Raw genomic sequence first — 12,015 nt, 5'->3', positions numbered from 1 at the left:
GACACGCGGGCTGAGTTCGTGCACGAAACGTGGGCGCGGTTTGTCGGGCCGCGCCCACACCCCGACAAAGGTTCCGACATGACCGTCAAACTCTCCTCCCTGAAGGCCGACCTCGCCCGCGAAACCAAGGGCGACTGGGTGCCTTCCCTCGACATCCCTGGTGTCGAATTCAACGTCTCCTCCCTCCTTTTGCCGGCCTTCCGCACCGACCGCAGCCTTATGGAACAGCGGCTGGCCCGCCAGCACAAAGGCAAGCCAGTTCCATCCGATATTGTCGACGTGGAGGTAGGAAAACTCCTCCACAAGCACATCCTGCACGACTGGAAGGGGTTCGACGTGCCATACAGCCGCGCCGCGGCCGAGGAGATGCTTTGCCAGCCCGAGGGACGGCCGTTCATCTCGGCGGTCCAGAATGCCGCGGCTACGCTCGCCATCCCGGACATCGAATTCGTCGAGGAACAGGAAAAAAACTCCGAGCGGCCTTCCGGTGGCGATTGAGCCATCAGGACGGCCTTTCCGGCTTCAAGCAGAAACTCGCCGACGAAAACCCTGAAGACGGGATAGAACTCGACGAGCGCCCTGACGAGGCAGAGCCTCAACCCTGGCAAGAGTTCTATTTCGAGGCATGGGACGCGCTTCGATACGATCGGCTCTACGTCATGGGCGGCGAGATGCCGATCCCGTACACCGCGATGAGCCGCTACGCCCACGACCACGACATCACCGGCGAAGATTTCGACATCTTCCAGCAGATGCTGAGCGCCATCGACGCCGAATGGCTCGATCACGTCGTCAAGAGAAAGGAGGCTGAGAAATGACCGTTCAACTTTCCAGCCTCCGCGTCTCTGCCGAGATGGACGCCAGCAAGTATGTCGCCGGAGCGCAGCAGAAGGTAGCCGCCGATCAGGCGATGACCGCGTCGTCGCAAGGCGTCGGCAACGCCGTCACGGTCAGCCAGCAGAAGATCAGCCAGTCCGGTGACGTGCTCGCGCGCCTCTCCCGTCAGTACATCGACGGTTATGCCGCCGCACAGCGCATGGAGAGCGCGCTCAACCAGCTTTCGCGCGGTGTCGATGCCGGCAAGATCAAGATGGAGCAGGCCGCGGCCATCCTCGACGGCATCTACCGCAAGTACAACATGGCGGCCGATGCCTCGATGTTCCTCGCGCGCGGCCAGAACGAGCTCGCCGCAGCGGTGACCAATGCCAACGCGAAGCTGGCGCAGCAGCGCGTGCCGGCCGCAAATCAGAATGCTCGTCTCTCGGGCGGCCAGCTGCAGGGCCTCGGCTATCAGGCCAACGACATCGTCACCATGGCATTGCTCGGCGCGTCACCGGGTCAGATCGCGTTCTCTCAGGGCGGCCAGATCCTGCAAACCCTGCAGATGGGCGAAGGCGGTATCGCCGGCTCGCTCAATGCCATCAAGGGCAGCGCGGCAGCAGCCGGGACGGCACTCGTCGGCACGCTCGGCACGGTCGGGTTGATCGCGACTGGGTTCGGCGTTGCCGCGGTGGCGGCCGGTGCCTTCTACCTTCTGACAAGAGAGAAAACCAAGGACCTCAACGATTCCCTGAAGGAACAGCGGCAGGCCATTCTTGATGTGGCGAGCGCCTATGATCTCGCAAAGATCAGCGCTGACAACTACAACAAGTCGCGCGGCATCTATGCGGGTGCCGCCGCTCGGCAAGGTCAGCGCGATCTTGGCACGGCTGCACGTTCCGAAGACATCGACGTCCTTAATGACCTCGCCCGCTTCGTTGTGCCCGGCTACCATCAGGCCGGCTTTTACCAGGCTCGCTCGCAGTTTTCAGCCTTCAATGGTCCTATCAGCGCGTTCTCGAAGGACTTCGACTACGACGAATTGGCGAAGGGCGTACGCGATATCACGGCGCAGAACCCGGCTCTGCAGGAAACCGGCGACAAGATCCTCAATCTAGCGAAGGTAGGCCATGAGGCGGCGGCGGCTTTCAGGGAGGGTGCCGACAACCTTGCGCGCATCAATGCTCGCGCCCCGAGCCTTACCGACGCTCAGCTTGGACAGGCTTACCGCGACCAGAACGACGCTACGCTCTTCTGGCTGCGGCAGCAGCGCGATGCCGCAATGGGGGGAATTGGCGCGCTATCGCCGTCTCAGCGCAGTGAAGCTGCTAAGGCAGCGGAGCGCGCGCGTCCCAGCGCCGAGGGAGAGAGTGCGGACGTCAAGGACTTCCGGGTCGAAACCGCCGGTGCCCTCGCCTACGCGCAGGCCATCCATGCGATCACCGAAGCGAACGAGCAGCGCCGCCGCTCGATGGAGCAGACGCTCGACTCGGCTCGTCTTGACGTTGCTCTCGTTGGACAATCCGCGGCAGCGGTCCAGACCGCGAGGATGGAAAACCAGCAACTCGCCCAAGTGCGTGAGGAAGCCGCGCGCAATGGCATCAAGGATGAGGCCGAGTTTCAGCGTGTCTATGGCCAGACGATTGCCCTCATCAAGCAGCAATCGGCTGAGTACGGTAAACAGATCGCGCTGGAACAGGCCCGCACCGCAATCCACGGCCTCGACCAGAACCTTGAATTGTTGCAGGCAGAGGTCGGGCTCGTCGGCAAGAGCCGCCTTGAACATGATCGCGCCATCGCCTCGATCAAGGTCGAGCAGCAAATTCGCGAGATGGGCATCCCGCTGTATGGCAAGGAAGCCGAGTTGCTGCGCCAGAAGACGGCTCAGCAGGCCGCCTACAATGAGGTTCTTGCCAAGGCCAAGGTCCAAGAAGACCTTCTGTTCGATCTCCGGCAGATGGGGCGATCTCAGGCCGATCAGTCGGTAGCTTCACAGCTTCGTTCCGCCGGTCTTCCCGACGACCTCGATTCCGACATCGCCAAGGTCATCAAGATGCGGGATGAAGTCGCCCGCATGAAGGACACCTGGGAAGAGGTGTTTCAGACCGCGCGCGATGGCATCGACGGCGTGGTCGACGCGCTGTTCTCCGGCGGCTCGATCGAGGATGCGCTGAAGAAGGCTGGCCAACAGCTCGCCCGCACGATGTTCGATCTGGCGGTGACCAACCCGCTGAAGAACTGGCTCACCGGATCGAACCTCAACACCATCGCCGATCTCGGCATTTTCGGCAACGGAGCGACCAGCGGGCGCGGTGGCGGCTTCGGTGGCGTGCTGGGCAATCTGCTTGGAGCCCAGAAGGCCGTCGCCTCGATGCAAGTGCAGGCGGCAAGCGTCTTCATCAATGGCGCACCGCTGGGTGTTCCGGGCATCCCCGGTCTTCCAGGGCTTTCAAACCCGCTGGCCAATGACAATTTCGCGCCGAACACGACGCTCACCGACGTCCTGACTGGCGGCGATGTCAATTCGAGCCAAGGCTATATCTCGCAGCGCATCAATTCCGCATTTGGCACGCTCTTCAGCCAGGATCAAATCCAGTCTCGGATTTCGTCGGCGTTCGGCGATGCAGCCGGTCTCGGCGGCATCTTCACTCCGGCGGGCGGCTTTGCCAATGTGCTCGGCGGCAGCGGCGCCAGCATGGCACGCGGCGGTGGTGTCGCCGGCCAGATCTGGAACTTCTTCGCGGGCAAGGGCCTCGCGCCGCACCAGATCGCCGGCATCCTGGGCAACGTCAGCGCGGAGAGCGCATTCAATCCTTTGGCGGTTGGTGATCGGGGCAACGCCCTCGGCCTTTTCCAGTGGAATGACCGCGCTCCGTCGATGCTCAGCGCCATCGGCGGTCGCGGCAACCTTGGCGATGTCGGATCGCAGTTGAATTTCGCATGGAAGGAGCTCCAGACCTCGGAAAGCGGGGTATTGAAGCGGCTTCTGGGAACGACCGACGTTCGCGGTGCGACGGCAGCATTTGCCGGTTTCGAGCGTCCAGAGGGCTTTAGCTGGGCCAACCCCGAGGGCGCACATAACTTCCTCGGCCGTCTCAGCGGCGCGCAGGACGCGCTGTCGAAATTCGGCAGTACGGCCAGCAACGCCACCAGCGCGGTTGGTCAACTCGGCGGTGCATCGTCCAGTGCGCTTTCGAGCCTTGTCTCGTCGACTGGCAACGCGGCCGGCGGTCTCAACGCTCTCGGCTCAGGCGCGGGCAAGCTTGGCAGCATGCTCGGTCAGTTCCCTGCCGCTCCTGGCGGTGGCGGTGGCGGCGGTTTCGGCGGCCTCTTCAATATGTTCGGCAGCCTGTTCGGCGGAGGCGGTCTCAACCCAGCCTTCTCCGGCACGGCGGCTTACAGCTTCCTCTCGGCGAACCCTGGCGGCTTCATCGGCCTCTATGCCGACGGCACGGAAAGCGCGCCTCCCGGCTGGGCATGGGTCGGTGAGAAGGGCCCGGAGCTCCGCAAGCTGCGGGCCGGAGACGTCATCCGCAGCAACCCGCGCTCCGTCGAGATGATGAAGCAGGCCTCGGCCGGCTCCAATGACAATTTCGAGGGTACGCTTCGGAAGCTGGCGCCGCTTTTCCGGAGCAACAACAAGATCATCAACGTCTTCGACCCGTCGGTCGTCGGCGACTATCTCCGCACCGAGGAAGGCCAGCAGGTGCTCATCAACGAGATGCGCAGGAACGGGAAATAGATGGCCGCCTACCTCAACGACCGCGTGCTCGACAACGGGCTCTCCGTCCTCGATACCGAGGCGAACGTGCTGCACTATTGCTCGAGCCTGCCGACCGACTATGCCACCACGTTGACGGCCTCCCTCGGCAGCAAGACGGGCCTTTCGGTAGGCTCGCCGGCCGCGCGCTCACCATCCGGGCGCAAGGTGACGGTCGCGGCGGTCACCAATGGCGCCGCCACAGCCAATGGTACCATCACGCATTACGCGCTGGTCGACAGCGTCAATTCGCGTCTCCTGGCCGCGCAGACGGTCGCCGTGTCCAAGGTGGTGAACAATGGCGACACCATCACCTCGCCGGCCTTCGATATCGGAATACCTGGGCCTGCCTGATGGCAACGGTCGACGTCTCGCCGGATGGGTTCGCTGCCGGCGCGCCGGTGCTGGATAGCCCGGCGATCGTGCTCATTGTCAACATCGTGCCGAACCCGCTGGTAATGGGTGCTCCCGTCTTGGCGAGCCCCGATCTGCTGATCCTCTACCAGCTTTGGCCGTTCCGCCCGGAGATCCCGGCGCAGGAAACGCTGGAGTGGTTCACCGACATTCTGAGCAGCCGCACCGGCGAGCAGCGCATCGCCCTCCGCTCGGCGCCGCGACAGATTTTCGCCTATTCGTTCAGGCTGAAGCCGCCGATGCTTGGAAAGGCCAAGGCATTCGCGCAGCGCCGGATCGGGGCGCCGCTCAGTATTCCGGTCTGGATCGAGCAGCAGGATGTCGGCGACATCGGCAGCGCCGATACAACGATCGCCTGCGACACCACATGGGGCGACTGGCGCGTCGGTGTCGGCGTCATGATCTGGTCGGACTATGAGACCTTCACCACGGCCATCATCACGGGGATGACCGACAACCAGTTGACGCTGCTCGGCCCGGTCGGGCAGTCGTTCACCAAGCCGGTAATTGCGCCGATCCGCACGGCGCTGGCGATCGAAGGCTTTCAGGTCCGCCGCGACACCACCTATGCGGACGCCTCGGCGAAGTTCCAGTCGCAGGACAACATTTTCTTGGATGGCGATGCCGGCTACCCGACCTACCTCGGCCTCGATGTCCTCACCGAAACACCGAAGCTGATTGCCGACATCTCGGAATCCATCGTCCGCGCCGCCGAGTATGTCGACAACGGGTACGGCCCGGTCGCGGTCGAGACGCTGTTCACCTATGCCGATTTCGGCCAGACGCTCGGTTTCCACGAGAACCGCGGCGCCAGGCTGTGGCGCCGGCGTGTCTGGCTGCACTCGCTCATGGGCAAGCAGAAGGCTTTCTGGCTGCCCAGCTTCAACATGGATCTCGCCCTACAGGCCACCATTGGCGCATCGGATACCGTCGTCACCGTGAAAAGCCTCGGCCCGCCGAGCTTCTACGCGGGCAAGCAGATCGCGATCTTTCTGAAGAATGGCACGACGCTTTTCCGCCAGATCAACAGCGCTGTGGTGAACGGTGCTAACGACGATCTGACCATTTCCTCGAGCCTCGGCCAGTCAGTCGCGGCCTCCGATATCGGAGTGTTCTGTTTCATGTCGAAGGTCCGGCTCAATGCGGATGCCGTGACCCTCGATCATCAGTTTGAGGACGCCTCGACGGTGTCGGTTGCGGTTACCGAGGTGCCGGCATGAGCTACGACACACCGGAAAGCTCGGTTGACCAGGGCCAGCCGTATTTTCTCTACCTGCTCGACAATGGCGTGTCGCCTGTGCGGCTCACCTCCGATCCGGACTTCCTGACCCGCATGGGCGAGGTCTGGACGCCGTCGCCGATCGCCCACGCCGACATCGAGCAGACCGGCAACATCGAAAAGAACTCAGTCGAGCTCACCTTCCCGCTCTCCGACATCTATGCCAAGACGCTGCTGACGCCAGCGAACGAAGTGACCACGGTCACGGTCTGGCGCGGGCATCACACCGACCTCTCGGAAGAACTGCGCGTCGTCTGGAAAGGCCGCGTCGTCGATGCGAAATCGGCCAAGCAGAACATCAAGGTTTCGGTCGAAAGCGTCTTCACCTCGATGCGCCGGCCGGGATGTCGGGCGCGCTACCAGCGCACCTGCAGGCACGCGCTATACTTCCCCGGCTGCAACATCGATGTCGACGACTTCAAGGTCGCTGGCACCGTCACCGCGGTCTCCGGGCTTGCCCTGACGGTCGCCGAAGCCGCCTTGCAGACCGACCAGTATTACAAGGCCGGGCTCGTCATCTTCAATGATCTCTTCGGCTGGATCGGCGATCATATCGGCAGCACGCTCACGCTCATCGGGGCGATCGACGGACTTGCGGAGTACGTCACCGCCCACGGCTCAGCCTCGGTCTTCATCGCGCCTGGTTGCGATCTCTCCACCGGTCCCAACGGCTGCGCCAAGTTCAGCAATTTCCTGAACATGGGGGGCTTTGAGTTCATGTCGGACAACAACCCCTTCTCCCAAAGCATCACCTGAAAGGCATCTGAGCATGGCCGCTTTCAACAAGTTCCAATCCTTCGTCGAGGCGCTGGCGGAGAAGATTCACAATCTCGGTTCCGACCAGATCAAGGTCGCCCTCTGCGCCGCCGCCAACGCGCCGGTCAACACCAACACGCAACTCTCGAACCTTACCGAGATCAGCTACACGAATTGCTCCTCGCGCAACGTCACGACGACGAGCTCGGCCCAAACCAGCGGCACCTACAAGCTTGTCCTCGCCGATCTGGTGCTCACGGCCTCCGGTACCGTCGGCCCGTTCCGCTATGTCGTCCTCTACAACGACACCGCCACGAACAAAGAGCTGATCGGCTGGTACGACTACGGCTCCGATCTGACGATGGCGAGCGGCAACACCTTCACCATCGACTTCGATGGCTCCGCCGGCGCGCTTACCATCGCCTGATCTCCCTTCATTTCTCAGTCCTGACAGGCCGCGATGTTCTGGAACATCATCATCGGCATTTTGTCGTATGCGCTGCAGATCGCGCTTACGCCAAAGCCGCAGAACGCCAAGGCCAAGAGTCTCGAGGACTTTCAGGCTCCGACGGCCGAGGAAGGCCGCGAGATCCCGGTCGTCTTCGGCACCGCGGATATCGCCGATCCGAATGTCACCTGGTATGGCGACCTTAAGCGCAGCGCCATCAAGGGACCGCGCCGCTACGGTTTGTTCGGCCCGCGCCAGATCCTCGGGTACAAATATTCACTCGGCATGCAGATGGCGCTCTGCCATGGACCGGCCGACGATCTCATGCGGATCACTGTCGGCGACAAGATGGCCTGGAAAGGTCATGCCGCCGATACCCGGATCACCATCAACAAGCCAAAGCTGTTCGGCGGCGATCAGAGCGAAGGCGGCATCAAGGGCGACGTCGACGTCTGCATGGGTGCCCCGACCCAGTTGCAGAACGATTACCTGGTAGCGAAGCTCGACGCCAACATCTCGGCCTTCCGCGGCATCGTCACCATTGTTCTGCGGCAGGTCTATCTCGGTACATCGAACTACATCAAGCCGTGGGAGTTCCGCCTTCAGCGCATCCTTAAGCGCTCAGACGGTTCTGACCAGTGGTATCCCGAGAAGGCCAAGATCCAGGCCGAGGCGACGTCAACCGACGATCTCGCGTTCTATGTGGCTCTCGATACCTCGTCCTCCATCGTCGGCTCGCGTTTGCAGGCGGTCAAGGCCGCAGCGCTCTTCATCACCGACTGGATGCGCACCAACACCGACGTCAAGTATGACGTGCGCTTCGTCTCTTGGTCCGACTCGGTCAAGTCGAGCAAGCAGTATCGCAAGGTCACGTCCGACAACATCGATTCGCTCGAGGTGTGGATCGGCGATCTTACGTCCGGTGGATTGTCGACGAACTTCGGCGCCGCGCTCTCGCAGGCCGAGGCCTTCTTCGAAGGCACCGACCCGAAGAAGACGCAGGTCATCATCGTCGTTTCGGACAACGCAAACACGCTGGCCGACCCGATCTCTGGCGTGTCCGATGCGGTCGACACCATCGACGCGCTCGGCGACGTGCAGGTGTTCTGCTATCGCGCCTTCGGCGTTGGCGGCTCTGCATGGACCAACGCGCTCGAGCAGCTCGACAACACGCCGCAGGACAACCACGCGTCAGGGTCGGCCGGCGACGACACGCCGGGCGAGGTGCCGATCGTCCACTTCGGAAGCGCCGACCTGAGCGCGGCGATGACGCCCAGCGCGGTTATCCGCTACTACGACATGAACCCCGCCCACATCATCAGGGAATGCCTGACCGATGCGGTCTGGGGTATGGGCTACAACGACAGCGACATCGATGACATCGCCTTCACGGCTTGCGCCGACACCTTTTACACCGAGGGTTTCGGCCTGTCGCTGCGCTGGAGCCGAGAGGAGGAAATTCAGGAGTTCGTCTCGACGGTCCTTGCCCACATCGACGCCTATCTCTATGTCTCCCGCTCTACCGGCAAGTTCGTCCTGAAGGCGATCCGCAACGACTACGACATCGACACCATCCCGGTCCTGACCGAAGATGACGTCGTCGAATGGACAGAGGTCAGCCACCGCCAGCCCTCGGAAGCGGTAAGCTCGGTCCTCGTGACCTTCTATCTGCGGGAAAAGCGGAAGCAGGGCGCGCACCGCGTTACCAACATCGCGCAGTCGATGCAGGCGACGAAGGTGCTGTCTGCCTCGCGAGACTATCCTGGTATCACGCAGAGCGCGCTGGCGATCCGCGTGGCCACCAGGGACGTGATCGCGCTCGGGTCAGGCTTGACCTCCGGCCGCTTCGTGGCGAAGCGGACCATCGAAAGCATGAACCCTGGCGATCCCTTCCGGCTCGTCTCGTCGCGACATGAGCTTTCGGGCGAGGTCATGCGCGTTGCCGATCTTGGCTTCGGCGACGGCCGGCAAAACAAGATCGGCATGAAGTTCTTCCAGGATGTCTTCAACCTGGATGCCGCGGTTCTGGTTGACGACAGCGAAAGCCCGTGGGAGCCGCCGTCGAGCGATCCTGAGGTGGTGAGCCCGCGCCTGGTCTGGGAGATGCCCTACCGCGAGGCTCGCCAGATGATCGGTGATGCCGATCTGGCCACCACGCTTGCGGGTGATGCCGGGGCCGGTCTGCTTCAGGTCGCCGGCGCGTCACCAACGCCTGATGCGGTGAATGCCGATCTCAAGGTCGACGCAGGCTCCGGCTTCGATGGCACGGAGCTGATGGACTTCGCGCCTGGCGGCTTCCTGAACGATGATCTGGCGATCGATGCGACGACGGTGACGCTACTGACCGGCAGCGGCATCGACGACACGGCGATCGGCTTGCTTGCTACGATAGGAGATGGCTCGCGCACCGGCACCGAGGTGGTACGCATCGATGGCGTCACCGGAGACGTGCTGACGATCGCACGCGGCTTTCTCGATACCGTTCCGCTGGCGCACGCCGATGGTGCCTCGTTCGTCCTGTTTGACGATCTCTCGATCAGCGACTTCGAGCAATACACCGACGCGCATAGCATCGACGTCAAGCTCCTGACCAACACTGGCGCCGGCCAGTTGGACGAGGCGGCGGCACCCACCGACACGGTTGTGTTCGCCAGTCGCTGGTCCCGTCCTTATCGGCCGGCCGACGTGCGCGTGAACATCATCCCTTTCGGGCTTGTCACGAGCGATGGCGTCACCGCTCTCGCCACCTCTTGGGCGCAGCGCAACCGTCTGACCGAGAGCGTCGATGCGCCGCTGACCTGGACCGATGCCGACCAGACGCCTGAGAGTGGTCAGACCACCATCATCGAGGTGCTCGATCCGACGGCGACGACTGTCGTCACTACGCATAGCGGCTTGACGGGAACGTCCTTCAATGTCCCGGCGGCTTCCTTCGGCGGCAACTCGTCGGGCTGGGTACGGGTCGGTTCCGAGCGCGACGGCTACCGCGAATGGAAGGCCCACAAGATCCAGGTCGTCTTCACGCTGCTCCAATCGGCAGGCTATATCCTGACCGGCAACGCGGCGAACATCGGTCCGAAGGTCGATGCCGGCACCGGCGCATTCTCGCTCTCCGCCTCGCCTGTCGTCATGGGCCTCTCGTTCGGCCTCGGCACCGGCGCCTTCACGCTGACTGGCGTCGATGTCGCGCTTGTCCTGGCAAACGGTTTTGCGGCCGATCCCGGCTCTTTCGCGCTGACTGGCAACGCCGCGCACCTGAACGTCTCGATGCCGGCCGATGCTGGCTCGTTCGTGCTCACCGGCAACAGCGTCATCTTTGGGGAAGGCATCGCGCCGGCCGTTGGGGCGTTCACGCTGACCGGCAATGCTGCGACCCTGACGTTCAACTCGGGCATGGTTTACAGCTACGAAGGCGCGACCGTCGATAACTCGAACGCCTCGTCCTACACCTTCACCAACAAGAATATCGGCGCCGCCGGTGCAGGTCGCGTGATCGCGGTCGGCGTGGCAGTGAACGTCTCCAACGTAGGCACGCCTCGAAGCATAACTGGCGTCACGGCCAATGGCACGGCAATGACGGCCGGCGCCTCCCTCACAGGAGGCTCTACGGGTCACGGTTCGGTTGCGTGGTTCTACCTAACGATAGCATCAGGAACGACGGCAACGTTCGTCGTCACCACATCCAGCGGCGTCACGAACTGCACAATCGTCACCTACAGGCTGTTCCCCGTCAGCAGCTCCCACATCGATACTGTTGCGTCGTCAGATGCAGGTAACTCTGCAGTCGTAACGGACCTTGAGGTGAAGACCGGCGGTTTGGCCCTGATTGTTTCAAACGATACGACCGGGACGCCGACATCCGGCGCTTGGACCGGTGTCGATACACCAGTGCACGATGAGACAGATCTGACGAACGATCGACCCGGCCCGACAAACGCTTGGTCGATACCAACCACCGAAAACGACACGACGCGGGACTTCACCGTCACTCAGACGGGGTCGACGATCCGAGCGGTCGGCATCTCGTTCCAATAGAAAAAGGAGCCGGTGCGACGAACACCGGCTCCCGTAGGCCGACAATACCCCCCTCAAGCAAAGCTCATGAAAAACCCGAGGCGTTTACTGCCGCATTGCGCCGTGGGTTCTTCGGCGCGCGTGGATATTAGCTGCCGGAACCTGAAACGCAAGTGCCGCCGCCCTGGCCATTCAGTGCCGAGCAAAGACCAGCGAAACGGCCCGTGACCCAGCCGCCGATGCCGATGATGAACCCGATGGCGGTGACTGCGATGATGCCGATGAGGATCGAGTACTCGACCATGGCAGCGCCGTTCTCATCGTCGCGGAACTGTTCATAAAGCTTCTTCATGAGGATTTCCCCTGTTACCCAATACCCGGACAGAGGTGCTCCTGAAAGAATGCTCATCCCCCGGTCCCAGAGTGATCCTGTTACCGGCAGGCTGTTGATGTCAAAGGAATTTTAGGAACTTGTTAACTGCGATGTACTTTGGCTGCAGCGCTTTAAAGGTTCAAGTGCCTGAT

The 12,015-nt window shown here is 62.5% G+C and carries 9 protein-coding genes; 8 read left to right on the top strand and 1 reads right to left on the bottom strand.

Annotation, left to right across the window (positions count from 1 at the left end; all coding sequences use genetic code 11):
* Positions 1-78: 78 nt before the first annotated feature.
* From EN874_RS19465 to EN874_RS19430, 8 genes are read left to right on the top strand one after another with little or no spacing between them, the layout of a single operon-like run.
* Positions 79-498, top strand: a complete 420-nt coding sequence (locus tag EN874_RS19465) for a hypothetical protein (RefSeq protein ID WP_127426665.1) — start codon at positions 79-81, stop codon at positions 496-498.
* A complete protein-coding gene (locus EN874_RS19460; protein WP_127426666.1) occupies positions 495-818 on the top strand; it encodes a hypothetical protein in 324 nt (107 codons plus the stop codon). Before EN874_RS19465 ends, EN874_RS19460 begins: the two co-directional genes overlap by 4 nt.
* Complete coding sequence (locus tag EN874_RS19455; protein ID WP_127426667.1) at positions 815-4,561, top strand: phage tail tip lysozyme; 3,747 nt, start codon at positions 815-817, stop codon at positions 4,559-4,561. The genes EN874_RS19460 and EN874_RS19455 overlap by 4 nt, the downstream gene beginning before the upstream one ends.
* Positions 4,562-4,933 carry a hypothetical protein gene (locus EN874_RS19450; protein ID WP_127426668.1) on the top strand — a complete coding sequence of 124 codons (372 nt, stop codon included), beginning with the start codon at positions 4,562-4,564 and terminating at the stop codon, positions 4,931-4,933.
* Positions 4,933-6,213: a hypothetical protein gene (locus tag EN874_RS19445; RefSeq protein WP_127426669.1), complete on the top strand. Its 1,281-nt coding sequence runs from the start codon at positions 4,933-4,935 to the stop codon at positions 6,211-6,213. Before EN874_RS19450 ends, EN874_RS19445 begins: the two co-directional genes overlap by 1 nt.
* A complete protein-coding gene (locus tag EN874_RS19440; RefSeq protein WP_127426670.1) occupies positions 6,210-7,028 on the top strand; it encodes a DUF2163 domain-containing protein in 819 nt (272 codons plus the stop codon). The genes EN874_RS19445 and EN874_RS19440 overlap by 4 nt, the downstream gene beginning before the upstream one ends.
* A 13-nt stretch (positions 7,029-7,041) precedes the next feature.
* Entirely contained in the window at positions 7,042-7,455 is a 414-nt protein-coding gene (locus EN874_RS19435; protein ID WP_127426671.1) for a hypothetical protein, read from the top strand.
* Positions 7,456-7,488: 33 nt separating this feature from the next.
* Positions 7,489-11,511 (top strand): VWA domain-containing protein, encoded by a 4,023-nt coding sequence (locus EN874_RS19430; protein WP_168247687.1) that lies wholly within the window; start codon positions 7,489-7,491, stop codon positions 11,509-11,511.
* Between the two features lie 127 nt (positions 11,512-11,638).
* On the opposite strand, the gene EN874_RS19425 is transcribed toward EN874_RS19430, so the two are convergent.
* A complete protein-coding gene (locus tag EN874_RS19425; protein ID WP_245513802.1) occupies positions 11,639-11,899 on the bottom strand; it encodes a Flp family type IVb pilin in 261 nt (86 codons plus the stop codon).
* Positions 11,900-12,015 lie beyond the last annotated feature (116 nt).

It is taken from the genome of Mesorhizobium sp. M1D.F.Ca.ET.231.01.1.1 (genome assembly GCF_003999155.2).
In the GTDB taxonomy this organism is placed as follows: Bacteria; Pseudomonadota; Alphaproteobacteria; order Rhizobiales; family Rhizobiaceae; genus Mesorhizobium.
This window is presented reverse-complemented; position numbering and strand designations above follow the sequence as displayed.